Source organism: Bacillus sp. BF2-3 (assembly GCF_008368795.1).
GTDB classification, from domain to species: Bacteria; Bacillota; Bacilli; order Bacillales; family Bacillaceae_G; genus Bacillus_A; species Bacillus_A cereus.
Window position 1 is genome coordinate 55,577 of record NZ_QOSA01000005.1, and the last position, 24,149, is coordinate 79,725.

Consider the following 24,149-nt stretch of genomic DNA (forward strand, 5'->3'; position numbering starts at 1 on the left):
TAGAGAAATCTAGCTTCCTTTTCTTATTGGAACGATTATGGAATCAATAAAATCTTCCCAGTACTTTTTCTGCTCTCTAATAATTTATGTGCAAGAGCACCATCTTGTAAAGAGAATGTAGTAGGACTCGCGATGTTTACTTTTCCGCTAGTGATCCAATTGAATAATTGAGTAGAGCGCTGCTTACGTTCTTCAAAAGTAGTAAGCACGTTCCAAAGGTCTCCACCAGTTAAAGTTTTTGAAGTATCCATAAGCATACGCGGATCAACTGGCGCAGGATTACCACCAGCCATTCCGTAAAATACGACAGTACCGCCAATTTTAGTAGCGTTAAAACTTTCCCCTAATGTAGAACCTACTGATTCATACACAACATTTACTCCAGTTCCATTAGTCATTTCAAGTACTTTCGTATGCCATTCTTCGGTATATAAAAATACGTGATCGGCACCAGCTAATGTAGCTATCTTTGCTTTTTCTTTTGATGATGTAAGACCAATTACTGTTCCGCCCTGTAGTTTAATCATTTGAATCAGAAGTTGACCAACGCCACCAGCCGCAGCATGGACTAAAGCTGTATCACCTTGTTTTATTTGATAGCTATCTTTCGTTAAATAATGTGCCGTTAGACCTTGTAATAAGACAGAAGCGGCTGTTTCAAAAGAAATAGAATCCGGAAGTAGGATGGCTTTTTCTGATGGAACGGCAACTAGTTCTGCATTTGCAAATGGAACGTCAGCAAATGCAATACGGTCTCCAGGGGTGATAGTTGTAACATTAGCTCCTACTTCTTCAACAATACCAGCCCCTTCATAACCTAATATATAAGGCGGATTACCAGCGAGATGATAATCACCGCGGCGTCTATAAATATCAGCGAAGTTTAATCCGATTGCTTTCGTGCGTACTAGAATTTCATTTGGGTTTATGGTTGGATCGTGTATTTCTTTATATTGTAGTACATCTGGACTTCCAAACTGTTCGAAACAAAGTGCTTTCATATGGAATACCTCCATTTTATTGTTTGTCGATGCTCTTTATCATACAATATAAATATCAATAGACAAAGAGGATTATTTCGATGAAATCAATCGAAAATACCGATTGAAAAAGAAGGATGATAAATGGAGATAAAACAATTAATTACATTTAAAGTAGCAGCAGATACTTTGAACTTTACACAAACTGCGAAGAAATTAAACTTTGCCCAATCGAGCGTTACAGCACAAATTAAAACATTAGAGGCTGAGCTCGGTACACCACTATTTGAGAGATTAGGGAAACGTCTTTTCTTAACTGAAGCAGGAAGAAAGTTTCAACTATATGCGGACAAGATAATCGCACTTAGTAACGCAGCGAAGACGGCTGTGAAAGATGATGAGGAAATAGCAGGTACGTTAATAATTGGTGCACAAGAAAGTCAATGTACATACAGACTGCCTTCTATATTAAAGAGGTTTAAAATACAATTCCCAAAAATAAAACTTATATTTAAACCAGCACATTCCAATAAAGATGCGAAGGAACAATTGATGGAGGGAAAAGTAGATCTTGCATTTATTTTGGATGAGTGTAAAACAGAAGATGTTTTACATGTGGAACCACTTATGAAAGAAGAATTAAAAGTAGTAGCTGCTCCAGGGCATCGTTTACTTGAACAACCTTCAGTTTCTATAAAAGATTTAGAGAGTGAAACACTTTTACTAACAGAATTAGGCTGCTCGTATCGGACTTTATTTGAAGAGCTATTTCGCGGGGAAGATGTATATCCAGCAAATAAAATTGAGTTTGTTAGTGTTGAAGCAATTAAACAATGTGTTATTGCAGATTTAGGCATAGCCGTTTTACCAGCGATAGTAGTAGAAAAAGATATACGGGAAGGGACGTTAAAGGAGTTAATGTTAAACGAAACAATATCTCCAATTTATACACAAATTGCTTGGCATAAAGACAAATGGATGACAGTGCCACTGCGACAATTTATTGATGTAACGAGGGAGTTTTTTGTAACGGATTAAGTGGAGAAATATTTATTTTATATAAAAGAAAAAATGACAATTTTGTATAAAGAACCGATGCTTGAATATAACAAGTATCGGTTCTTTTATGTTTTAAATATAGAATGCTATAAAATGTGTATTTCTCAACTTTTTTTCTTACAAGGATAAGTAAAATTCTTCGTATATTCCAATAATCATAAGGGAATTTACAACGTTTATTCGTTTCTGTAAGATGCCTCTAGGAAGCGTGAAAGGAGGACTTACATAGCAGTATAGCTTGTCTTTAGTATACGTACTTATTGTGAGGAGGAATTTAAAATGTTTAAAAAGTTAATGAAAGTATGCGTGTTAAGTGCGGCAAGTATAGGTGTATTATTTAGTTTTCAAGAAAGTACATTTGCAGCTACTGATTTAAGTAGTTATTATGACGGGAAAAATCCAGTAACAACGAAAGTATACGGGGGAAGTACGACGTGTGATGCAGATGGATTTAATGCAAAGTCTACAGCAGTCTATGAAGGTAGTAAAAAAGTAGGAACAGTGTATTTACGTTACAGTAATAAATGTCATGCAGCATGGTCTAAGCTTGTTTTAGATCAACCAGCTCCTTCTGTTTCTGGAGGGGTATATGCTTACGCTGTTATTAATAAATATAAAAATGGTGTATTCCAAAAATCAGTAGACTCTAATAGTGGCAATGGAGCAATAAAAACAGGACAAACGAGTACGTATACAGGAATGGTGTTTGATTTAACTGCAGATTTTGGTTATACAGCTGATGCCGAAGCGGTGACGATTAATAACGGCTACGGGAAAACTGGACGTTATTAATAAAGGAGTGGAATTCTATGAAGCTTTTTAAAAAGGTAAGCGCATGTCTTTGTCTGGCATTGCTCATCGTAACTAGTGTGTTTAGTACGACCAACAATGATAAAGCATACGCAGAAGACCATTCATATGATGGGAAAAGTCCTTATTATAATAGCTGTGATCAATCCGCAGTAACGAAAGAAAAGAAGTGGATTGATTCAAATTCTTATGTAGAATTAAAATTTAGCACGACATGTAAGACAGCATGGGCGAAAGTTACTGTAACTCGCCTGGCAATTTATAATAATGAAGCTGATGCAAGGATTGTTAGAAAAACAGATGGAAAGGCATACACTTGCGGAAGTGCTGGAGGAAATGGTGTTGTAAATAAAGGGCAAACATCATGCTATACGCCAATGGTATATGATTTAGATCCAAGAAAGGCACAAGCACAAGGGAAACATGCCATTCCGAATAGTGATGCATATAATTATGCGGAGACTATTTGGTATTGATACGATTATACATGTTTTAAGAGCTGTTATTTGATATAAAAAAAGAAAGAGCCTTACTGCATTTTATTGTGGTAAGGTTCTTTAAAATTGTTTAATAGATTAAGTACATCCATTTACAAAGGTCTGTCTATATAATCGCTTTTAAGTATGGCCATAATAATTTCATCTGAGTATGTATCGTTATAAAATAAAGATTGACGTAAGGTTCCTTCTTTTACAAAACCAACTTTTTCATAAGCTTTAATTCCGCGTAAATTATGGCTAAATACTTCTAACTGTAAACGATTTAATGATAGTTGTTCAAAAACAAATCTTAAAACTATTTTAATAGCTTCAGTTCCATAGCCTTGTCCTGTTAATGCTATTGAAAGCATTGATATTCTGAATCCTGCTCTTTTGTTCTCCTCATCGATATCTAAAATCGACAACTCTCCAATCATCTCGTCAGTACTTTGTAAACAAATAGCGAAATCATAGCGACTTGAATCATTATTTATATGATCTATATGTTTCGTAATTTGCCCCAATGAAAAAGTGGACTTAGTTCCAGTCATATATCTTATTTCATCATCCATTGTACTTTCTAATATAATAGGAGCATCTAGCTGACAAAGAGGCCTTAAATAAATTCTTTCGCTCTCTAATCTCATTATAATTTTCTCTTTTAGTTAGTAATTGAATGTATAAGTACTTAAACTTTCTTCAATGAGTTACATAAAAAATATGAATCTTAATTCGATGTTACATGAATTTTATAATGGCATGGTATACCTAAAACAAATAATAAATGTTTTATACACAACAAAATGTATCAACGAGTTTTTTGATCATACTATTATTCTTGCTGCTCATTCCGCTTTTAAATGAACACGAATGTATTAACTAAGGTCTGTATCAGGAGGAGTATATCCAAGGTGCCTAGCCATTGATACAATTTGTCCTTTATGATGAAACTCATGAGTCTCTGTATGAGTTAAAAGCCACAGCGGAGTTGTGCTCCAAGGTTCTCTTTGCCATTTCACTTCATTTGCTATATTTTCGAGCCAACGGTCATTGTATTCATCTAAAAAACGTTGTACAGTCTCATCTACTAACTTAAATCTAGCACGGACTTTCGCGACATCTGCATGCTCAATTTCGTAATCGCTAGCAAATGAAAAATCTGCTCTTTTTTGCTTGAATGCGAATGACCCAAGCCAGTATCGATAGCAATCGGCTACATGAATATGTGTCTTTATAATGCTACCGCTCCCGAAATTCGGAACAGTGCTATGTAATTTTTCTACTGGGATTTCTTCCAAAAACGAAAATAGAGTTTCTCTTGTAGCGCTAATAAGATTATATTGTTGTTTTAAAATATGTAACATGCAAGTACACTCCTCTTTTATTAACATAGTAAGTAATTCTATATTTACGAGGAGTGAACCTTTTTATTATTTTTAATAAGCATATTAGATGTATTTCTTATTTGTTTCTGATAGATTAAACAAGGTGAAACTTTAATAAGTTGAACATTCTTAGTTCATAATAAATTGTACATCAAGAAGGGGAACGATAAAATGAATAGACTAGTGGGTTTAAAACAGTTTGAAATAACGCGCGGGGCGTTACTTAAATTTATGGAAACGTTAGATGATAAAACTGTGGATACGCAGCCAGAAGGTTTTAACAATACAATTCGTTGGCATATTGGACACGTGTTAACAGCAGCAGAGACTTTCATGTTCGGAAGAGAATTTAAACAATTGCCAACTGAATATCCAGGTATGTTTGGATATGGATCAAGACCATCTAAATGGACGACAGAAGGACCATCGTTAGAAGTGTTAACGGCTCAATTAAAAGAACAAGCAAAACGTATTAACGAAATTCCAGCAGAAGCATTTGAAAATAAACTGCCAGAGCCATTCCTAGGATTGGAAACAGTAGGGGAGCTTTACGGTATGATGCTTTATCATGAAGCTGATCATATTGGGCAAATGAAGGCGATGGAACGTATTATTAAAGCTCTTTAGTCTTAATTGCATATAACAAGCAATACAGTTGTAATGTTAAATAATATATACAAAAAAGGTAGATAAATTATTATCTACCTTTTTTGTATAACTTCTTGAAGGATTAGAGAATTTTATAATTTTTTATGTTGTGATTATTAATTATAGTATTCCTAAATATGGAATATACGTATAATGATAGAGAAGAACTAGAAATAGGGGTGAATACTATGATTACATTAGAGAAAAAGTTGGAGCAATATAAACATACATATGTACAGTTAAAGGGAGAACTAAAATGGAAAACGAGTGATTCTCGAACAGGAATGATGATTGCTGCTATGTATGCAGGTAGTGATAAATTGTTTGATCTCGGACGTTTTTTAGAAATTAGTAGTTATATTAAGAATCAGGTAGGGATGTTTTCATACTTAAAGTCTTATCATCGTTTTGTAGTAGCCGCAACATTAGATATTCACTTTACAGATTACAAGAAAGCTTTTCGGACGTTTTTAGATTTATATGAACAATTGGTCACTGGTGGCTTTAGCCGGAGTATATTTACTTATCTCGCAGCAGCTGTGCTTTTGACAGAAGAAGATGAACAGCATGGCGCGCACATTCAGCGTTCGATGCAAGTATATAAACGCATGAAAAAGGATCATCTCTTTCTTACAAGTACAAATGATTATCCGCTCGCAGTTTTATTAGCAGGACAATCAGAGCATGTAGAAACACTTATGGACCGAGTGGAACGTCTTTATCAGAAACTAGCGACAGCTGGTTTGCGTAAAGGGAATGATCTTCAATTCTTGAGTCATATTCTTTCATTAAAGAAGGAGGTCAGGGAAGAACTATTAGTTGCAAAATGCACAAATATATGGAATTTGTTAAAGCAAGAAAAGGTAAAAGTAAAACAGATGCATTACCCAGCTATCGGGCTACTAGCGTTACTCGAGGATGGAGAAAAAGAGATTCATTCTATTCGAGCATTTATTGAAAAATTGCAGGGGGATAAATTGTTCCGTTGGCATACAGATACAAATATTCTTATTGCTATTCAACTGTTCGTAAGTCAGAAAGGTGAGGAAAGTAGAGCTACCAACACAGGTTTACAAACAATGATAGAAGTCCTCATACAAGCACAACAGGCAGCCATGATGGCAACGATTGCCGCTTCATCTGCAGCAACATCTTCTGCTAGTAGTAGTTCATAATGTGCAACTGCTTATACTCTTGTAAATTATAATTCCTTTGATAAGGTCGGTTTAAAAAATATTACTAAAAAAAGCCCATCACTCTCTAATGAGTGATGGGCTAACTGTTTTTACATAATTAGCATTATCTTTTTGATTGCTTCAAATATTTGAGTTGCGTAAGAATCATAATACTAATAACAACTAATAAAAACCATGAGCTAATTTTGCTTAAGTGAACGAGGTTCCATGCTTCCCGTTGATTTGGATATTGCCATGCACCGAAAAATGTTGCGATGTTCTCTGCAATCCAAATGAAAAATCCGATAAGGAAAAAGGAGAGAACGAGTGGTATTTTATATGTAACGCCTCGTAATGAAAATTCCACAAATGTCTGAAAGAAAACGATGAATAGAAGTAAAGTTAAGAACCATCTAAAATCGTATAGAAAATGATGCGTAAAAAAATTGAAGTAAATCATTGCTCCTAATGGCACGGTAAAAATAGTTTTCGGCCAATGATGCATTTTTAAATGCAACCTTCTCCAGGCTTGACATATGTAACTCGCGACACTCGCATACATAAAACCGCTGTAAAGCGGAACTCCAAAAACCTTCGAATATGCCTCTTCGGGATAACTCCATGAACCGAAATGTACTTTATATATTTCTAGTAAAAGGCCGATGAGGTGGAAGATGGTAATTACTTTTAGTTCGTCTTTTGTTTCAAGACCAGTCTTGTACATAATCCACTGCATAAGAAGGCATACGATGAGTATGAAATCATAGCGGTATAACCCTGGGATTGAAACGATTTTTGAAAGGGCTAGTGTTAAGAAAATAATGACTGGGAATAAGCAAGATAATGCTTGTTCGTAAGTGAAATGTAGTAGTTGTTTTATATAGAACATTGTGTCACCTTTGGAATTTTTATTAGAAAAATCAAAATAATTAATAAGTATACTACAATTTAAAAAATAATTCAGTAGTCTATTTTGCGTGTATTTGTAAGTCTTGGAAGGGAATTGTAATGAGTATTTTAATATTTAGCGAAGTGAAAAAATAGTTTGCTATTTAAAAAAAGTGGCGATATAATATCTAAATGAAAATGATAATTATTATCAATAATAATTACAAATAAAAAATAATTATAAAAAACAACTGAATATAAAGGATGAAATGAAACATGTTACATAAGTCTACTGTACATGCTGGTAATAACCGCTGGATACATATTAAGTTCATATGTTTCATGAGCTTAACAATTTTATGTTTAATTGGATCTATATTTTTAGCCATTTCATTTGGTGCAAAAGATATTCATGTACAAACGGTGTGGGCAGCGGTTTTGGATTATAATCCGAAATTAACACAGCACCAAATTATTTATGAATTAAGGCTCCCGAGAGTAATTGGAGCAGCAGTTGTAGGGGCAGCTTTTGCGGTTGCTGGTGCTGTTATGCAAGGTGTAACACGAAACCCTTTAGCTGATGCAGGTGTACTCGGAATAAATGCAGGTGCGATGTTTGTAGTAGCACTTAGTTTTGCTTTTTTTCCGCATATGCCGTATTCCTATTTAATGATTGTTTCCTTTATTGGAGCAGTCTTAAGTACAGTACTTATTTTTGTTATTGGATCAGCAACATCAGGCGGGTTAACACCAATGAGGTTAACGATTGCTGGAGCTGTTATGGCAGCGCTTTTACATTCGTTAAGTTCAGGTGTTGCGATTTATTATGATTTAAGCCAAGATTTAGCGTTTTGGTATGCTGGTGGTGTTGCAGGGGTTAAGTGGGAACACTTGAAATTTTTAGTCCCTATTATTCTTATAACGATTATTTTTGCAATAGTGTTAGGGAGATCTATTTCACTCATATCAATGGGGGATGATGTTGCTACAAATTTAGGAGTGAAAACGAACCGAACGAGAATACTAGGGATGATTATAGTAGTTATTCTGGCAGGTGTTTCTGTTTCAGCTGTTGGTTCTATTGGATTTGTAGGACTAGTTATCCCGCACATTGCTAGAAAATTAGTTGGTGTTAATTATAGACTCATTATTCCTATGTCAGCATTATTAGGAGCTATGTTATTAGTTGTAGCTGATTTAGGGGCAAGAACAGTAAATCCTCCTAAGGAACTTGCGATAGGGATTATGGTAGCTCTTGTTGGAGTTCCGTTCTTCCTCTATATAGCACGTAAAGTTGGGAGGGAGTTATAAGTGAAAGATCTTTTTAACACGGATAAAAAGAGAGCTATTACTGTAACTACAATCTTCGGATGTATAAGTATCGCTGTAATTTTAATTAGTTTAAATACAGGGATACTGAGTATAGCACCACTTAGAGTAATTGAAACACTTTTTGGTTATGGTGATTTTGAGAGTGCAACCGTGCTATATGATTATCGTATGCCAAGAATAATAATCACGATGTTAGCCGGTATTGGTCTTGGTATTTCCGGTGCGATTTTGCAAGGGTTATCACGTAATACACTTGCAGATCCTGGTATTTTAGGGTTGCATTCAGGTGCATCTTTCGGTCTTATCGTATTTGTTACTCTCTTTCATTCTATTAATGAGAGTGCATCCATTTTAATACCGTTATTTACATTTGGCGGAGGAGTATTAGCTGCATTTCTTATTATTTTACTTGCGAGTGATCGGTCAAAAGGTTTACTTCCCATTAGACTTATTCTCGTTGGTATTGCAGTTTCAGCTGGCTTTAGTGCAATTTCGTTATTTTTCTCTCTCAAGTTAAATGATGAGACGTATACATTCGCTTCTAGATGGCTAGTTGGTAACGTGTGGGGAAGGGATTGGATTCATGTCTTTGCATTATTACCTTGGATTTTCATACTAACCCCTTATGCGTGGCTAAAATCTAAAACGTTAAATGCATTGTCACTAGGTGATAGTGTAGCGGCAGGACTTGGTGTTTCTGTTCAAAAAGAACGGTTATTACTTTTAGCTACAGCGGTCGGATTATCTTGCACAAGTGTATCGATGGCAGGAGGAATTGGTTTTATCGGTTTAGTTGCTCCGCATATCGCAAGGAAGTTAGTAGGTACTACATATCAACACTTTCTTCCTTTAGCTGGCATTATCGGAATGATTATTTTAGTGCTAGCAGATACGATAGGTCGTTCTATATTTGAGCCAAACTCTATTCCAGCTGGTGTAGTAGTGGCAGCTTTAGGAGCACCGTATTTTCTTTATTTACTTACAAAAACAAAATAAATACTTCAAAGAGGAGAACATATGAAAAAGAAACTTACTATTTTATTTAGCATGATGTGTATTTTAGTATTAGCAGCATGTGGTCAAACGAAAGCTAATGAAGAGGCAACGAAAAAAACGGAAAAAAGTAATGATCCAAAAATTGCTTCAATGTCTATTCATTTAACAAATGATTTACTTGCATTAGGAATTACACCAGTAGGTTCTGTTATTGGTGGAGATTTAAAAGATTTCTTACCGCACGCTAAAGAGAAGTTGAAAGATACGAAGAAGCTTGGTGTTGTAACAGATCCGAATATGGAAGCGTTACTTCAATTAAAGCCAACTGACATTTATGTTGATGAAAAATATGCTGGTAAAGATGTAGCGAAATACGAAAAAATTGCAAAAACACATTCTTTCAATTTAGATGAAGGTACGTGGAGAGAGCATTTAAAACAAGTTGGTAAACTTGTAAACCGTGAGAAAGAAGCAGATAAATATATTCAAGATTACGAAGAGCAATCAAAACGAGTAAAAGGTTTAATAGATAAAGAGCTAGGTAATAACGAAAAAGTAATGGCAATTCGCGTTACTGCAAAAGAATTGCGTGTATTTAGTACGAAAAGACCGATGGGACCAATTTTATTCCAAGACCTAGGGTTACAACCTGCAAATGGTGTAGAGAAAATTGATGGAAACCGTCCTTTCGAAGTCATTTCACAAGAAGTATTACCTGACTTTGATGCAGATGCGATTTTCGTTGTTGTAAATAGAGATGACAAAGCAAAAGCAGCATTTAAACAACTTCAAGAAACACCAATTTGGAAAGACTTAAAAGCAGTTAAAGGCAAGCATGTATACATTATCAATGATCAACCATGGCTTGACTATTCTGCTTTAGGAAACAAAATGGCAATGGATGAAGCGGAGAAAATGTTTACGAAATAATATAGTTTTGCTATTAGGAAAGGCCCTCTAAATTTGGAGGGCTTTTTATTATTGTTAGAATAAACGAAAAATTATACAATGAAGTTAATTTCGTGTAGAGGAGATGTGCCAATGTCAGCGCTTATTGTAAGTATCCCGTTTATAAAGCAGTTTATGGAACAAGGGGATAAATAGGCTAAAATAAGTATCCCCGTTATTAAAAAAGGGGGAGTTTGAAATGACAATGAATCTTTTTCGAAATAAAACGATTAAATTATCAGCTATGAGAGAAACAGATGCTGAAGTAATGGCTATGTGGCAAGAAGATAGTGAGTATTTAAGAAATGTTGATACAGATGTAGCATTCCCGCAATCTTTAAATGAAATAGCAAGTAATGGGTTATTAAAAGGACGAAGATCGAATAGTGTTTCTTTCATGGTAAGGGCAGTTCAAGAAGATCGCTTAATTGGTTTTGTGGCGATTCATGGTATAGAGTGGAATAATAGAACAGGTTTATTAGCCATTGGTATAGGAGATGCGAATGATAGAGGAAAAGGATATGGGAAAGAAGCAATACATCTTATTCTAAAGTATGCTTTCTATGAATTGAATTTACACCGCATCGGTCTCGATGTTATTTCGTATAATAAACCTGCCATTGCATTGTATAAAAAGATGGGTTTTGAAATGGAAGGCTGTATGAGAGAAGCGGTTCAAAGAGATGGGAAGTGTTTTGACCGTATGATTATGGGGATATTGCGAGATGAATGGATAGAGCGGCAAGGTTAGAAAGTACATTCGAAATTATATATGTAGTATGCAGGAGATATAATGGTAATTGGCGAAAATTTACAGTGTGTTGATTGAATTTATAAGGAGTCATGCAAAATGAATTTAGAAAAGGAAAAACCAGTAAATGAAGAGGTCGCCGAATTAAAAGAACTTATTAAAGAGTTACACGGAAGTGTGCACCAACTTCAAAGTGAAGTGCAGCAACTAAGGCACGAAAGACCAGTTGTTGAAGTGAGAAAAGGTGTTCAATTATCACCAACAATTATCGGACAAATTGGTGGTATGATTTTAGGTGGTTTAGCAATTATCGGTATATTTTGGTGATAAAAAAAGGTTTGCAGCACGATGCTGCAAACCTTTTGTATTTGACGATATAATGTCATGCAATACAACTTTTACATTAAATAACGTAAATATATATAAGCATGTGATAACAAGAGTGCAACAATAGTTAATGGTAAACCAATTTTTAAGAAGTCCATATAAGAGAAGCCATGTCCTTCACGTTTTGCAATACCAGCAACGACTACGTTTGCAGATGCTCCGATTAGCGTTCCATTTCCTCCTAAGCAAGCTCCAAGAGATAACGCCCACCATAGTACTTCGATTTGCGGAGAATCGACAGATAGTCCGAGTCCTGTAGCTAAGTCTTGAATAAGAGGAATCATCGTTGCGACAAATGGGATGTTGTCGATTGTCGCAGATGCGATGCCAGATACCCATAAAATAAGTATAGCTGCGAATCCGATGTCACCGTTTGTTACATCGATTACTTCTCTTGCAAGTGAAGAGATAAGTCCGATATCAATTAACCCGCCAACGAGAACGAATAGTCCGGCGAAGAAGAAAATGGTAACCCATTCAACGTGGGCAAATACATCTTCAATATCATGTTCTTTCACGCCGATTAACATAAGAAGTGTAGCGCCTGTCATCGCGATAACGGCAGCGTCTACATGAATAATCGAATGAAGTACGAAGCCTAAAATAGTGAGTCCTAAAATCGAAATAGATTTTAAAAGGAGGCTTTGATCTTTAATGTAATCTTTTTCGTTTAATGCCATTAGTTTTTCGATTTGTTCAGGTGTTGTTTTTAGTTTGTCACGATACATGAAGTAAATAATGCCAAGTGTCACGATAGAAATAATAATTACGATTGGAGCTAAGTTAAGTAAAAAGGCGTTAAAGTCTAAATGCTTATTTGCTGATCCAATCATAATATTAGGTGGATCACCGATTAATGTTGCTGTTCCGCCTATATTTGAAAACAGCACTTCTGAAATCAAATAAGGCACAGGATTTACTTTTAAAATACGTGTAATGGATAATGTAACAGGAACGATTAATAAAACAGTCGTTACATTGTCCAAAAATGCTGATCCGACGGCAGTTAATAGGGATAGTAATAATAAAATGCGAATCGGTTTTCCGCCAGCTGCTTTTGCCGCTTTAATGGCCACAAATTCAAAGACGCCTGATTGACTCGTAATATGTACGAGAATCATCATCCCAATTAAAAGGGTAATCGTTTCCCATTGAATATGTGATGTGAAAGCAGTATGTAAATCTACAACTCCAAAAATAATCATAATAGCAGCACCGAATAGTGCGATTACAGCACGATTCAATTTCTCAGAAATAATAAATCCGTACGTGATTAAAAATACGGCAATTGCAAAATAATATTGCCAATTTGCTACTTCATGTGCTGACTGTTCCAATCATGTCACCTTCTTTAAATTATGTATTCAATTGTCGAAATGTATCTCGCTGCAATAATACGGGATAAAATATATTGTAGCAAATTCAAAAAAGAAAGAAAACTATTTAACAAAGTGAAGGAAAAAATGTATTTTTTACATATCATATAAAAAATATAAAAAACACAGTGCAAATTATTAGGAAAAGTGAGCGTTGTCCTCTAATATAGAGATAGCAATTTACATTATTTTTGCGTAAAATGGTTTAAAGAGGTGAATTCCGATGGAAATAGTAAAAGATAGTTCTCTTATTCAAAATGAAATTGAACGTTTTGTAAATAAAGATGTATATATTCATTTAGAAACGACAAACGGAGCGTATGCATCACACATAAATGAAAAGATGATGACAGTTGGTGCTTTCATTCGAAATGCGATTATCCGTTTTGAACGCGGGAAGATAACTGGAACAAATCCATACCGAGTTGGTCTGAAAATGGATCACGGTTGGGTATATGCTGAAGGTATTACGCACTGGGAAGTAGACGATCAAGAGCGTTTATTATTAGCTGGACATGATAATTTAGGTCGTCTAGCAGTTGCACTTGAGTTAAGCTTAACACCATTTAAGTAAGAAGGAGGGAAACTTATGGAGAGACATGTACTTGTTGTATTTCCGCATCCAGATGATGAAGCATATGCTGCGGGAGGAACAATTCGCTTATTAACAGATCAAGGAGTACCTGTAACATATGCATGTGGTACTCTAGGACAAATGGGACGTAACATGGGTAAGAACGTATTCGCTAACCGTGAAACGATCCCACATATCCGTAAGAAAGAATTGAAAGATGCTTGTGAAGCGATGGGTATTAAAGATTTAAGAATGCTTGGCTTCCATGATAAAACGTTAGAATTTGAAGATGTTGATTTCGTTGCTGACAAAATTGAAGCAATCATTCAAGAAGTAAATCCATCTCGAATTATTACATTTTATCCAGAGCACGGTGTACATCCAGATCATAATGCATTTGGCCGCGCTGTCGTTCGCGCTGTATCACGTATGCCAAAAGAAGAGCGCCCAGTTATTCATGCTGTTGCGATTACGAAAAATCGTGAAGCAGTATTAGGAGAACCGGATGTTGTAAATAACATTAGTGAAGTATTTGATCATAAATTAACTGCATTAGGTGCGCACCGTTCACAAACAGAAGCAATGCTTGAAGACACGCATGCAAAAATAAAAAACAAAGATGCAGCAACATTAAAATGGCTGCAACTTGAACAGTTTTGGACTTATAAATGGGAGTAGGCTAGAAGGATACCTTCTAGTTGCTCTTACATAGAAAAAGCGCCGTCACTTGTGATGGCGCTTTTTCTTGTTGAAGACTATACATTTTTTAGGGTGCTTCAAAATTTTTAAATTAACGTGCAGTATAGCCTCCATCAACAAGAAGTGTTGTACCGTTAACAAAACTAGCATCATCACTTGCTAAAAATAAGACAGCTTTAGCGACTTCTTCTGGTGTTCCAAGTCTGCCTTGCGGATGAAGTGAAGTTAAATATTCTTTCTGTTGAGGATTAACACTGCCCAGTAAAGGGGTGTCAATATAACCAGGGCACACCGCATTAATACGTATTCCATATTTAGCGTAGGCAGTACATAAATTTTGAGTTAATAGTTTCACACCACCTTTTGCAGAGGAGTATGCTGTTGGGGTAGGTAATGAAACAAAACTATGAATCGAACCAGCGTTAACGATGACACCACCTGTACCTTGTTTAAGAAATTGTTCAATCGAATATTTATCAGAAAGGAATACCCCAGACAAATTAATATCAATAGTTCTTTTCCATTTTTCATAGGATAATTCGTTTGCCGGTGCATCATCAGCAACGCCGGCATTGGCATACATAATATCTAATTTACCGTATGTACTTACTGTCTCATGAATTAGCTGTTTAATATCTGCCTCTTTTGTTACATCAGTTTTAATAAATAACGTATTATATCCATGTGCATTCAATTCATCTGATAGTTCTTTTCCACGTTCAGAAAAGTCAGCAATAACTACTTTTGCACCTTCTTCGATAAAAAGACGAACAGTAGATTCGCCAATTCCACTTGCACCACCAGTTATGATTGCCACTTTGTCTTTTAATTTCATATAAACCTCTCCATTCATCAATGAATTTAAGTCGAATTTTTAAATCTTGTTACTAAACTATTAACCTTAAATAGTAAGTAGATAGAAGAAAAAGCTCGCGTTTACTTAATCGTGAGAGTGCTATTTTTTCTTTATCCCGCTATTTTCCAGGCAGTAAGACCCTCACCTCAAAATTCAGCGGAAGCAAAGACATTAGGTGAGGGCTAATAATCAGTGGGGGGGAACAAAACCCCCACCGATTAAAGTCTTACTTTATTGTACTTTTTGATACAGTGATGGGCGAAAATATTAATTTGGTCAATTTTATCATTAGATCGAATATTTGGTAAAGTATTCTCAAATAGAGTGAGTGCTGAAGCTAAACTACTGACCTACATAGGTATAACGAGGGGGATTTACATATAATTGCTCTTTTTTATTTTAGTAATTAACAAATTTTCAAACTTGCTGATGATGTAGTGGACTTAAATAAGTCACTTGTTTTTAAATTGAATCAAAAATAAAAACAGTAAAAATAAAACGTTTAATAATAATTATTTATTGAAAAACGATAAATAAAATGATATTATCAAATTGAAAATTAGTAAGAGAGGTGCTTTTTATAAAATGTAAAACGAATGTTATGTATTAAAAAGAAGTTGATGTAAATTAGGAAAATTATATATTTTAATAGTGAAATAAGAAAAGGGAGTTAGAGCATGATTAATAAAACAGTAAAGAAAGTTATCTTGATTGCAGGTGGTTTGTATATTACATATTTAGTAGGTGTAGTTATTTTAGCGGAATCTATACCGTATCCTACATCTCAACAACTTAAAGAAGCCGAAAGAGTAGTTGAACGCTATGTAGGTGAAAATAATGGAGTAAAAATGATAAATACATCTAGCAGCTTCACGGCTGAGATGTTCAATCGTACAATTCATATTGAAGGAAATTCAAAAGAAAATCCGGAACAAGTATATCGAATGAATTTAGATCAAGTTTCTAATGAAAGTGAAAAAATAACCGAAAAATCGATAAATACAGTTTGTAAATCAAATGATGGAGGAAAGAATTTTACGTGTGCTGATACTGAATAGCTAAAAGTAGGATCCGTAGCAGCATAGTAACAGTTGATAACCATTACTCTAGTTAAATAGGAAAAAGCCTCGCAGGGGGGCGAGGCTTTAAACAGGGTATTAAAAATTATCGATTCATTAAGAATAACTTCTATTGAATAAACTAATTTTAGCATGATAACTCATATATATGTGTTACGAATTTATGAACAAAAAATAATAATAAGAATGTAGAAAAGATAATAATTTATTTAGAATTTGTATCATTACATAAAGTTTGAGTGGAGAAGAAATTATACTTTTGTATGGTGTAATAAAGATATAGTCCGCCTACAGAAATAGGCGGGCTATTTTTTATAAAGAAAAGACAACTTAAGGTAGAGATCTTGTTAAGAAATAGGATAAAAACAAGAATCTTTAAGAAGAGATAAGGTCGTTCAAAAGATAAAGGTATTGTATTTGAAACACGTTATTATTCGTGGATTAAGTTATATTTTTGATAAAAAATCTTTAAAAAGCATTATAATCCCTAGAAGAGATAAGACTTCAATTGAAAACCAAAATACACTTTTTTGAGGTTTTTTAAACTCCATTATTATGGAGAAAAATAAAAAGATAGCAATGAAAAAAATAATTAAGAGACGAAGTATATCAAACATCAATAGCACTCCTAATAGTTAATTTGTTTCACTATATAGTTATTTCCAATATTACAGAATTTAAGAAGCGACTTATTAATATTAAAGCAAAAAGTTCTCAGAATCTATGAATTAAAAATAAAAAAATTTCGAACTACTGAGCACAGAGGGATTATATATTAATTAGTTTAGCAATTGAAAGAGTAATTTTTTAATCTTGTAAAAGTCCGATTGGTGAGGGCTGATTAAAGTTTCACTTTATTTGTTTTCTTTTTTATATAAAGCCTTAGAACTGGGATTTAGTAATGGTTTATAAGAAACATATATTTTGAATTATTTAATAGAATAATATATATTTATATTGATTTAGTGATTTTAGTTTGTTAAAAATGGGGAAATCGATATGAAGGTTAAATTTGCCGTAATAAAAGATGAGAGCTTTGATTGTAGTTTATTGGAAACAAAATTATTGAAAACTTTTAAAGAAGTAGATTGTGAAGCAGATATTGTAAAGGTTGAGGATGAAATTTTTGAAAACAATGATATACAAACGTATTTATCAGAAATAACCATTCATGTTACTGGAAAAAATATTGGATATAGATCCGTTTCAGCCAGTATATTTATTGTTCTAGAGAGTTTATCAATACAGCTATTTCGTATTCATATTAGTATACTTTAAGCAGTTCAAAAAGTGGCTTCTTCAGAAAATCATACTGATTATATGGAGTTGTAAATATGAAAACAATAGAAATTATCGTAGGTGCTCCCGAATGTTGGATTGCACCTTGTTTGTTGTTAAATAAACAAGGGATTCCTTTTTAAATTTTAATCTATCTTAACGCTAATTTATAAATAGAAGAATGGAAACATGTGAGTAATTCAATTAGATTGTACAAATAATTTGGTACGCGGATATACGCAATGTATTCACAGGTAAGAGGGTTGTCTCATAATATATATAGATTTTTCTATTAAGATGAACAGAGGGTGTGAATATATGGAAGATGTTTACGCTAAAATTGACAGTCTCAAGGCGGAGCAAAAAGAAATTATGAGAGACATTCGAAATTTAGAAACGCGTACTACTATTAATGAGAAAGACATAGCAACAATCAATAAGCAATTAGAAAAAATAAGTACAAACACAACTTGGATTTTGCGAATTATTATTAGCGCGATAATAATGTCAGTTTTAGGATTGATATTCAAAGGAATGATTTAGTCTTGTGAAATAGAACGATATAAAAGAAAGAGGGGAGCTCCCTCTTTCTTTTATGTAAATGAGAAGCTATAAATTTTCCGTTTCCTTTTCACCTGCATATTTTTCCTCTAAAGAAATTAATAGAGGAATGGATACAGTTACTAGAATGATTAAAGTAGTTATAAAAGATTTAGAAAGAGAAAAAGAACCTTCAATTAAAGGTAATAAAAACTTGAATGAAAGTATACTTGTTATGAAGGAAATTACTAAAAAGCTCAAAAGAGATATATTTTTATTCTTTATAGATGTCTCTATAAAGTCTTTAACACAGGTTATTACGACAAATATAGTTAATATGATAATAGAAACAAAATAATGTGTTAAATTCGTCATACTAATAGTAGGATCGTCTATTATGTAAGCAAGTAACTTAGATACTAATATTCCTCCAAACAATAAAATAATAAAAGCAAGTAATCCTTCCGATATATAAGTGCTTAAATTGTCTTTCTTGTTAAAGAGTTTATAGTTTAGAGTAGATTGGGTTATTTGAATTAGGAATAGGGTAATAATCCATACATAATATACAAATGGTAATTCTCCTGAGAATAGAGAAATTAGAAAGTTTACTACTGTCCTTAAAATTTCAATCATTACGAAAGTCCTCCTACTTGTTCAGCTTTATGACATTAGGAATATATGAGTCTATCATTTTATAATTAGGTTTATAGATTCAAACTATTTCTAATTATTCCATAATAAGGTGGTTATATCAAGTAGTTATCTTCTATGGTGTGTATTAGTTGTTCACTAATATAAAAAGAACATTTGAACGTTAATACTAGAAAAATAAAAGTAATATGTAATATAATTGAAAAAGTATGTTTTAAAATCAATGTTAATATTACCCTCCTATAAGTATTAACATACGTAATTGAGGTGTTTTCTTTGTTGTTTTATGACCGGATTTCTATCATGGCCCCTCCTGTTCCGTAGCTTAGGAAAGTCTTTTTACTTCTGAGATTTTCAAAGTTATAGGAGGGTATGAAAAATGAAAAAAGTCTCAGTACCATCACTGTTGTTAATGATTATTCTTGTCGCATTTCCGCAAATTAGTGAAACGATTTACACACCGTCTTTACCAGACATTTCAAAGGCATTACATGTAAGTAATAATGAGGTGCAGTTAACACTTAGTGTGTATTTTGCTGGATTTGCGTTAGGTGTATTTTTTATTGGGTGGTTATCAGATATAATTGGCCGTCGCCCAGCAATGTTATTTGGAATTGTAATATATGGCGTTGGGAGTTTCTTATGCTTTATTGCAAATTCCATTGAAGTTTTATTGGTAAGTCGTTTTATTCAAGCGTTTGGAGCAAGTGCAGGATCCGTTATTACACAAACGATTCTTCGGGAAAGTGTAGAAGGGCATAAGCGGCATGTTATGTTTGCTCAAATTTCGGCAGTCATTGCTTTTACACCAGCGATAGGACCTTTAATTGGTGGTTTTCTTGATCAAATGTTTGGATTTAAAATAGTATTTTTAAGTTTAGTAGTTATGAGTGGCGGAATTTTTCTATATACATTAGTTTCTCTTCCCGAAACTAAGACGGGTTCAGTAACGAATAAAATAAATGTGTTTTCAGTCTTGAAGAGGCTAATTACAAATCCGAAAGTAGTAACATATGGGCTATTAATTGGAGGAGCAAATGGTGTTTTATTTAGCTATTATGCAGAAGCGCCGTTTATCTTTATTGAATACTTTCAATTATCGCCTAGTATGTATGGATTTCTAGGAATTGTTGTAGCGTCTGCTTCTATTGTTGGAGCGAAAGTTTCGAAACGATTGCTTGCCACCTATAAACCAGAGAAGATTATATATGTCGGTTGTCTTGTAATGACAGGGGGAGCTATTCTTTTGTCTGTTATTACGTTTGTTGGATCAAATCCAAACATAATATATATGATTGGATTTTTAGTAGCGATGTTTATATTGCTATTAGGAATTGGAGTAGCGTTGCCTAACTGTTTAAGTTTAGCATTAGTAGATTTTCAAGATGTTATTGGTACAGCCGGAGCATTGTTTAGCTTAGGATACTATGTAATTGTAACGATGACAATTTTGGGGATGAGTCAGCTGCATACGGGCTCGTTACTGGTGATGCCACTTTATTTTCTGGTTATAGTAGTTATAATGGTAGTGTTTACTAGGGTATTTATCTTTGGTAAGCAAACTTCGAAATCGATTTAAATATGAAATTGTAAAAGAGTCTCATTTTTTAATGAGACTCTTTTATATTTTGGCTGGGGTAAAGAAGTTAGTAGTTTATTAATATATTAAATTTCTCATTGGTATATAAATCGAATGTGTGGGAAATTACGTTATCAACTATAAAGGTTGAAGTATTTGACATATGAAACCGAGAAAGAAATGCTCTCCTCTGTTATTTATATTGTAATAATATACATGCCGGAATCATATTGAATAGATGTATTTTATTGTTAATTTAGTTAAAAATTAATCAGGCTTATGTATAATAATTTATTGAAAAAATAATTGAATTTTTCAGATTAATGAATTAATATAAGGTAAGTAATTTTAAGATTTATAGAATATTGGAAGATGAAAGGTTTTGAAAATTTTATTAGGAGCACAAAACGATTTTAGGATAGCTTTAAAGCTAGTGTAAAATGACGTTTGCTTCATCATTTTCAGGGCCGAAAGGAATTAGGGGAAAGCATCTTGTGTTAAAATGCGGCTATGAATCATCTAAGAGGGGGAAGTGAAGTGGCAAACAAAGAATTGAAAAGAGGTTTAGAAGCACGTCATATTCAAATGATTGCTTTAGGCGGAACGATTGGTGTTGGTTTGTTTATGGGGTCAGCCAGCACAATTAAATGGACAGGTCCGTCAGTAATGCTTGCTTATGCAATTGCAGGTATTTTCATCTTCTTCATCATGCGTGCCATGGGAGAAATGTTGTATATGGAGCCAAGTACAGGCTCATTTGCGACGTTCGGTCATAAGTATATTCATCCGCTAGCTGGTTATATGACAGCTTGGAGTAACTGGTTCCAGTGGGTTATTGTTGGGATGTCAGAAATTATCGCGGTTGGAGCGTATATGCAATATTGGTTCCCGGACTTACCAGCTTGGATACCAGGTATAATCGCAATGGTCATTCTTGGCGCAGCTAACTTAATTTCTGTTAAGTCATTTGGTGAATTTGAATTTTGGTTTGCGATGATTAAAATCGTTACGATTCTATTAATGATTATTGCAGGATTTGGCCTTATTTTCTTTGGAATTGGTAACGGTGGAGAAGCAATTGGCATATCTAATCTTTGGTCAAATGGCGGTTTCTTTACAGGTGGTTTTTCAGGATTCTTCTTTGCTTTATCACTTGTAGTTGGTGCATACCAAGGTGTGGAATTAATCGGTATTACTGCTGGTGAAGCGAAGGATCCAAAGAAGACACTTACAAGAGCGATTCAAAGTACAATTTGGCGTATCTTAATTTTCTATATTGGTGCTATTTTCGTTATTGTAACTGTGTATCCGTGGGATCAATTAAGTACAATTGGTAGTCCGTTCGTAGCAACTTTTGCGAAAGTTGGTATTACGGCAGCTGCTGGACTTATTAACTTCGTTGTAATTACAGCAGCAATGTCTGGTTGTAATAGTGGTATTTATAGTGCTGGTCGTATGCTTTATACGTTAGGTGTAAATGGACAAGCACCGAAATATTTCACGAAACTTTCTGGAAATGGTGTACCTTTATTTGGTACAGTTGGCGTAATTATCGGTCTGGCGGTTGGTGTTGTTTTAAGTTACATCGCACCGAAAAACTTATTCGTATATGTATATAGTGCGAGTGTACTTCCTGGAATGGTACCATGGTTTGTCATTTTAATTAGTCAAATTAATTTTAGAAAAGAAAAGGGAGCAGAGATGAAAGATCATCCGTTCAAAATGCCATTTGCTCCTGTTACAAACTATTTAACAATTGCCTTTTTAATTATGGTATTAATCGGAATGTGGTTTAACGATGATACTCGTATTTCATTAGTTGTAGGTATTATTTTCTTAGCTATCGTTACAATTAGTTTCTATGCTTTCGGAATAGGAAAGCGAGCTCCGTTAGACGTTCAAAATAATAAAGAGATTTCAAGTAAATAAAGAAAAGGCTGTTCATCTGGAACAGCCTTTTCTTATTGTTGTTATTTGTCGATAAATCGATATAATTTGATTTGTGATAGATATATTTGAAAAATCGTTGATATATTGTACGTTATGATAGATATATTCGAAAAATCGTTAATATAACTTCACATACTATCTGTCACTATCATGATTAAAATTTCTCTAATATGATTTTCCAAATGGTGTGCCCGCTTTCAAGTAGTGCATGTACTTTCTTTAAGTTTTCAGCGTTAATCGGTGTTAATGTTTCATTTTTATGTAAGCTGTACTGATAGTCTAGAAGGAGTTTATTTCTAAAAAGAAGAATTTTTTACTGTATTACTTTATCCCAAACTAAATGTAAAGGTGGATACATAATGACAGTAAAGAAACTTTATTTCATCCCAGCAGGTCGTTGTATGTTGGATCATTCGTCTGTTAACAGTACGTTAACACCGGGAAAATTATTAAACTTGCCGGTATGGTGTTATCTTTTGGAGACAGAAGAAGGTCCTATTTTAGTAGATACAGGTATGCCAGAAAGTGCAGTTAATAATGAAGGGCTTTTTAACGGTACATTTGTTGAAGGACAGATTTTACCGAAAATGACTGAAGAAGATAGAATTGTGAATATATTAAAGCTTGTAGGGTATGAGCCGGACGACCTTTTATATATTATTAGCTCTCACTTACATTTTGATCATGCAGGAGGAAACGGTGTTTTTACAAATACACCGATTATTGTGCAGCGAACGGAATATGAGGCAGCACTTCATAGAGAAGAATATATGAAAGAATGTATATTACCGCATTTGAACTACAAAATTATTGAAGGGGATTATGAAGTGGTACCAGGTGTTCAATTATTGTATACGCCAGGCCATTCTCCAGGCCATCAGTCGCTATTCATTGAGACGGAGCAATCCGGTTCAGTTTTATTAACGATTGATGCATCGTACACGAAAGAGAATTTTGAAGATGAAGTGCCGTTCGCAGGATTTGATCCAGAATTAGCTTTATCTTCAATTAAACGTTTAAAAGGAGTTGTGGCGAAAGAGAAACCAATTGTTTTCTTTGGTCATGATATAGAGCAGGAAAAGGGTTGTAGAGTGTTCCCTGAGTATATATAGTGCAAAAAGTCATGAGTTCGCGTGCTCATGACTTTTTCGTTCAAATAATTTTTTTAAATAAATTATAAACTTTTTTTGAACTATCTTCGTTTAACTGATAGTACGTAAGGTTTACATCATCAGGAGTATCTTGCTGAGCAATCATCACTTCGCTGCTGTGATGATCAACTATCCATATGAAATATTTTTTATAAGTTCCATCCTCGAAAGTAATCCACATATCACAATCTATTAAATCTGATCCTTCTTCATCCAATGTTAATTTGCCTTTTTTTGCGGTATTCATACTGTTAATAAATGTTTTTAATTCATCTGTTTTTGTGAGAAAGATATCCTGTTTTGTTTTAATTGATTCGACATGTATATCTTTTATTTCCTGTTTACCTAAAAAAACAGGAGGCTCATTTGGATCTCGCGAGCTTGAAATAATAGTAGCTTTCTTTTTCGGTTTATTTGCAGTATAGAGATCTTGAATAGATTTTCCCGAGTTTATAAACCATACAATTCCACAAATAATCAATACACTACCTAGCAATAAAATAATTTTTTTAATAGGATTTTCTCCTCTCTATTACTTCGTGTGAAGAGCTTTTCTATTAATATATGATAGGTAA

Annotated in this window: 26 protein-coding genes; 18 read left to right on the plus strand and 8 right to left on the minus strand. The window is 34.0% G+C overall.

What is annotated here, in order from left to right; translation table 11 throughout:
- Positions 1-35: 35 nt before the first annotated feature.
- On the minus strand, positions 36-1,001 hold the full coding sequence (locus DN401_RS04690) for a quinone oxidoreductase family protein (RefSeq protein ID WP_149287598.1): 966 nt from the start codon (positions 999-1,001) through the stop codon (positions 36-38).
- A 123-nt stretch (positions 1,002-1,124) separates the two neighbouring features.
- Here DN401_RS04690 and DN401_RS04695 point away from each other — a divergent pair, with 123 nt between their 5' ends.
- The 3 genes from DN401_RS04695 to DN401_RS04705 all read left to right on the plus strand — a co-directional run bounded on the left by DN401_RS04695 (position 1,125) and on the right by DN401_RS04705 (position 3,325).
- Positions 1,125-2,018, plus strand: coding sequence for a LysR family transcriptional regulator (locus DN401_RS04695; RefSeq protein WP_149287599.1), 894 nt, complete (start codon positions 1,125-1,127; stop codon positions 2,016-2,018).
- Positions 2,019-2,318: 300 nt separating this feature from the next.
- The gene (locus tag DN401_RS04700) at positions 2,319-2,831 is read left to right on the plus strand and encodes a DUF2690 domain-containing protein (RefSeq protein WP_149287600.1); all 513 of its coding nucleotides are present in this window, start codon (positions 2,319-2,321) and stop codon (positions 2,829-2,831) included.
- A gap of 17 nt (positions 2,832-2,848) precedes the next feature.
- Positions 2,849-3,325, plus strand: a complete 477-nt coding sequence (locus tag DN401_RS04705) for a DUF2690 domain-containing protein (protein ID WP_016123103.1) — start codon at positions 2,849-2,851, stop codon at positions 3,323-3,325.
- Positions 3,326-3,438: 113 nt separating this feature from the next.
- On the opposite strand, the gene DN401_RS04710 is transcribed toward DN401_RS04705, so the two are convergent.
- The gene (locus DN401_RS04710) at positions 3,439-3,975 is read right to left on the minus strand and encodes a GNAT family N-acetyltransferase (protein WP_149287601.1); all 537 of its coding nucleotides are present in this window, start codon (positions 3,973-3,975) and stop codon (positions 3,439-3,441) included.
- Between the two features lie 228 nt (positions 3,976-4,203).
- Positions 4,204-4,692, minus strand: coding sequence for a DinB family protein (locus DN401_RS04715; protein WP_149287602.1), 489 nt, complete (start codon positions 4,690-4,692; stop codon positions 4,204-4,206).
- A 192-nt stretch (positions 4,693-4,884) separates the two neighbouring features.
- Here DN401_RS04715 and DN401_RS04720 point away from each other — a divergent pair, with 192 nt between their 5' ends.
- Positions 4,885-5,340: a DinB family protein gene (locus DN401_RS04720; RefSeq protein WP_001081123.1), complete on the plus strand. Its 456-nt coding sequence runs from the start codon at positions 4,885-4,887 to the stop codon at positions 5,338-5,340.
- A 158-nt stretch (positions 5,341-5,498) separates the two neighbouring features.
- Positions 5,499-6,536, plus strand: a complete 1,038-nt coding sequence (locus DN401_RS04725; protein WP_149287603.1) for a DUF4003 domain-containing protein — start codon at positions 5,499-5,501, stop codon at positions 6,534-6,536.
- A gap of 124 nt (positions 6,537-6,660) precedes the next feature.
- Here DN401_RS04725 and DN401_RS04730 read toward each other — a convergent pair whose 3' ends face one another.
- Positions 6,661-7,425 (minus strand): DUF817 domain-containing protein, encoded by a 765-nt coding sequence (locus tag DN401_RS04730; RefSeq protein ID WP_149287604.1) that lies wholly within the window; start codon positions 7,423-7,425, stop codon positions 6,661-6,663.
- A 275-nt stretch (positions 7,426-7,700) separates the two neighbouring features.
- Here DN401_RS04730 and DN401_RS04735 point away from each other — a divergent pair, with 275 nt between their 5' ends.
- The 5 genes from DN401_RS04735 to DN401_RS04755 all read left to right on the plus strand — a co-directional run bounded on the left by DN401_RS04735 (position 7,701) and on the right by DN401_RS04755 (position 11,778).
- Positions 7,701-8,735 carry a FecCD family ABC transporter permease gene (locus DN401_RS04735; RefSeq protein WP_149287605.1) on the plus strand — a complete coding sequence of 345 codons (1,035 nt, stop codon included), beginning with the start codon at positions 7,701-7,703 and terminating at the stop codon, positions 8,733-8,735.
- Entirely contained in the window at positions 8,736-9,752 is a 1,017-nt protein-coding gene (locus tag DN401_RS04740) for a FecCD family ABC transporter permease (RefSeq protein ID WP_149287606.1), read from the plus strand.
- Positions 9,753-9,773: 21 nt separating this feature from the next.
- The gene (locus tag DN401_RS04745; RefSeq protein ID WP_000728218.1) at positions 9,774-10,682 is read left to right on the plus strand and encodes an iron-hydroxamate ABC transporter substrate-binding protein; all 909 of its coding nucleotides are present in this window, start codon (positions 9,774-9,776) and stop codon (positions 10,680-10,682) included.
- 217 nt (positions 10,683-10,899) lie between these two features.
- The gene (locus DN401_RS04750; protein WP_149287607.1) at positions 10,900-11,451 is read left to right on the plus strand and encodes a GNAT family N-acetyltransferase; all 552 of its coding nucleotides are present in this window, start codon (positions 10,900-10,902) and stop codon (positions 11,449-11,451) included.
- Between the two features lie 99 nt (positions 11,452-11,550).
- A complete protein-coding gene (locus tag DN401_RS04755; protein ID WP_001047311.1) occupies positions 11,551-11,778 on the plus strand; it encodes a coiled-coil domain-containing protein in 228 nt (75 codons plus the stop codon).
- A gap of 71 nt (positions 11,779-11,849) precedes the next feature.
- Here DN401_RS04755 and DN401_RS04760 read toward each other — a convergent pair whose 3' ends face one another.
- Positions 11,850-13,175, minus strand: coding sequence for an ArsB/NhaD family transporter (locus DN401_RS04760; protein ID WP_149287608.1), 1,326 nt, complete (start codon positions 13,173-13,175; stop codon positions 11,850-11,852).
- 262 nt (positions 13,176-13,437) lie between these two features.
- Here DN401_RS04760 and DN401_RS04765 point away from each other — a divergent pair, with 262 nt between their 5' ends.
- Together DN401_RS04765 and bshB2 are read left to right on the plus strand one after the other, a co-directional pair.
- Positions 13,438-13,788, plus strand: coding sequence for a YojF family protein (locus DN401_RS04765; protein WP_000407045.1), 351 nt, complete (start codon positions 13,438-13,440; stop codon positions 13,786-13,788).
- Positions 13,789-13,803: 15 nt separating this feature from the next.
- Complete coding sequence (bshB2, locus tag DN401_RS04770; RefSeq protein ID WP_000439483.1) at positions 13,804-14,466, plus strand: bacillithiol biosynthesis deacetylase BshB2; 663 nt, start codon at positions 13,804-13,806, stop codon at positions 14,464-14,466.
- Positions 14,467-14,578: 112 nt separating this feature from the next.
- Here the strand turns inward: bshB2 and DN401_RS04775 are convergent, their stop codons facing one another.
- Positions 14,579-15,322, minus strand: coding sequence for an SDR family NAD(P)-dependent oxidoreductase (locus tag DN401_RS04775; protein ID WP_149150124.1), 744 nt, complete (start codon positions 15,320-15,322; stop codon positions 14,579-14,581).
- Positions 15,323-16,020: 698 nt separating this feature from the next.
- On the opposite strand from DN401_RS04775, the gene DN401_RS04780 reads away from it, so the two are divergent.
- The 3 genes from DN401_RS04780 to DN401_RS04795 all read left to right on the plus strand — a co-directional run bounded on the left by DN401_RS04780 (position 16,021) and on the right by DN401_RS04795 (position 18,243).
- Positions 16,021-16,401, plus strand: coding sequence for a hypothetical protein (locus tag DN401_RS04780; RefSeq protein ID WP_000608951.1), 381 nt, complete (start codon positions 16,021-16,023; stop codon positions 16,399-16,401).
- 1,020 nt (positions 16,402-17,421) lie between these two features.
- Positions 17,422-17,700: a hypothetical protein gene (locus DN401_RS04790; protein ID WP_000865017.1), complete on the plus strand. Its 279-nt coding sequence runs from the start codon at positions 17,422-17,424 to the stop codon at positions 17,698-17,700.
- A 318-nt stretch (positions 17,701-18,018) separates the two neighbouring features.
- Positions 18,019-18,243 (plus strand): hemolysin XhlA family protein, encoded by a 225-nt coding sequence (locus tag DN401_RS04795; protein ID WP_086385109.1) that lies wholly within the window; start codon positions 18,019-18,021, stop codon positions 18,241-18,243.
- 66 nt (positions 18,244-18,309) lie between these two features.
- Here the strand turns inward: DN401_RS04795 and DN401_RS04800 are convergent, their stop codons facing one another.
- Positions 18,310-18,876 carry a DUF5823 family protein gene (locus DN401_RS04800; protein ID WP_000570043.1) on the minus strand — a complete coding sequence of 189 codons (567 nt, stop codon included), beginning with the start codon at positions 18,874-18,876 and terminating at the stop codon, positions 18,310-18,312.
- Between the two features lie 397 nt (positions 18,877-19,273).
- Here DN401_RS04800 and DN401_RS04805 point away from each other — a divergent pair, with 397 nt between their 5' ends.
- From DN401_RS04805 to aiiA, 3 genes are all read left to right on the plus strand, one after another.
- Entirely contained in the window at positions 19,274-20,473 is a 1,200-nt protein-coding gene (locus DN401_RS04805; protein ID WP_149287609.1) for a multidrug effflux MFS transporter, read from the plus strand.
- A 537-nt stretch (positions 20,474-21,010) separates the two neighbouring features.
- Positions 21,011-22,402, plus strand: a complete 1,392-nt coding sequence (locus DN401_RS04810) for an amino acid permease (RefSeq protein WP_001284404.1) — start codon at positions 21,011-21,013, stop codon at positions 22,400-22,402.
- Between the two features lie 380 nt (positions 22,403-22,782).
- Entirely contained in the window at positions 22,783-23,535 is a 753-nt protein-coding gene (gene aiiA, locus DN401_RS04815; RefSeq protein ID WP_149287610.1) for a quorum-quenching N-acyl homoserine lactonase AiiA, read from the plus strand.
- Between the two features lie 40 nt (positions 23,536-23,575).
- Here the strand turns inward: aiiA and DN401_RS04820 are convergent, their stop codons facing one another.
- A complete protein-coding gene (locus DN401_RS04820) occupies positions 23,576-24,070 on the minus strand; it encodes a YhfM domain-containing protein (RefSeq protein ID WP_000901692.1) in 495 nt (164 codons plus the stop codon).
- Between the last annotated feature and the right edge of the window lie 79 nt (positions 24,071-24,149).

Excerpts from the sequence above, each read along its gene's own strand:
- DN401_RS04690 (WP_149287598.1), bottom strand. The coding sequence starts at position 1,001 with ATGAAAGCACTTTGTTTCGAACAGTTTGGAAGTCCAGATGTACTACAA.
- DN401_RS04695 (WP_149287599.1), top strand. The coding sequence starts at position 1,125 with ATGGAGATAAAACAATTAATTACATTTAAAGTAGCAGCAGATACTTTG.
- DN401_RS04700 (WP_149287600.1), top strand. The coding sequence starts at position 2,319 with ATGTTTAAAAAGTTAATGAAAGTATGCGTGTTAAGTGCGGCAAGTATA.
- DN401_RS04705 (WP_016123103.1), top strand. The coding sequence starts at position 2,849 with ATGAAGCTTTTTAAAAAGGTAAGCGCATGTCTTTGTCTGGCATTGCTC.
- DN401_RS04710 (WP_149287601.1), bottom strand. The coding sequence starts at position 3,975 with ATGAGATTAGAGAGCGAAAGAATTTATTTAAGGCCTCTTTGTCAGCTA.
- DN401_RS04715 (WP_149287602.1), bottom strand. The coding sequence starts at position 4,692 with ATGTTACATATTTTAAAACAACAATATAATCTTATTAGCGCTACAAGA.
- DN401_RS04720 (WP_001081123.1), top strand. The coding sequence starts at position 4,885 with ATGAATAGACTAGTGGGTTTAAAACAGTTTGAAATAACGCGCGGGGCG.
- DN401_RS04725 (WP_149287603.1), top strand. The coding sequence starts at position 5,499 with ATGGAATATACGTATAATGATAGAGAAGAACTAGAAATAGGGGTGAAT.
- DN401_RS04730 (WP_149287604.1), bottom strand. The coding sequence starts at position 7,425 with ATGTTCTATATAAAACAACTACTACATTTCACTTACGAACAAGCATTA.
- DN401_RS04735 (WP_149287605.1), top strand. The coding sequence starts at position 7,701 with ATGTTACATAAGTCTACTGTACATGCTGGTAATAACCGCTGGATACAT.
- DN401_RS04745 (WP_000728218.1), top strand. The coding sequence starts at position 9,774 with ATGAAAAAGAAACTTACTATTTTATTTAGCATGATGTGTATTTTAGTA.
- DN401_RS04750 (WP_149287607.1), top strand. The coding sequence starts at position 10,900 with ATGACAATGAATCTTTTTCGAAATAAAACGATTAAATTATCAGCTATG.
- DN401_RS04755 (WP_001047311.1), top strand. The coding sequence starts at position 11,551 with ATGAATTTAGAAAAGGAAAAACCAGTAAATGAAGAGGTCGCCGAATTA.
- DN401_RS04765 (WP_000407045.1), top strand. The coding sequence starts at position 13,438 with ATGGAAATAGTAAAAGATAGTTCTCTTATTCAAAATGAAATTGAACGT.
- bshB2 (WP_000439483.1), top strand. The coding sequence starts at position 13,804 with ATGGAGAGACATGTACTTGTTGTATTTCCGCATCCAGATGATGAAGCA.
- DN401_RS04775 (WP_149150124.1), bottom strand. The coding sequence starts at position 15,322 with ATGAAATTAAAAGACAAAGTGGCAATCATAACTGGTGGTGCAAGTGGA.
- DN401_RS04780 (WP_000608951.1), top strand. The coding sequence starts at position 16,021 with ATGATTAATAAAACAGTAAAGAAAGTTATCTTGATTGCAGGTGGTTTG.
- DN401_RS04790 (WP_000865017.1), top strand. The coding sequence starts at position 17,422 with ATGAAGGTTAAATTTGCCGTAATAAAAGATGAGAGCTTTGATTGTAGT.
- DN401_RS04795 (WP_086385109.1), top strand. The coding sequence starts at position 18,019 with ATGGAAGATGTTTACGCTAAAATTGACAGTCTCAAGGCGGAGCAAAAA.
- DN401_RS04800 (WP_000570043.1), bottom strand. The coding sequence starts at position 18,876 with ATGATTGAAATTTTAAGGACAGTAGTAAACTTTCTAATTTCTCTATTC.
- DN401_RS04805 (WP_149287609.1), top strand. The coding sequence starts at position 19,274 with ATGAAAAAAGTCTCAGTACCATCACTGTTGTTAATGATTATTCTTGTC.
- aiiA (WP_149287610.1), top strand. The coding sequence starts at position 22,783 with ATGACAGTAAAGAAACTTTATTTCATCCCAGCAGGTCGTTGTATGTTG.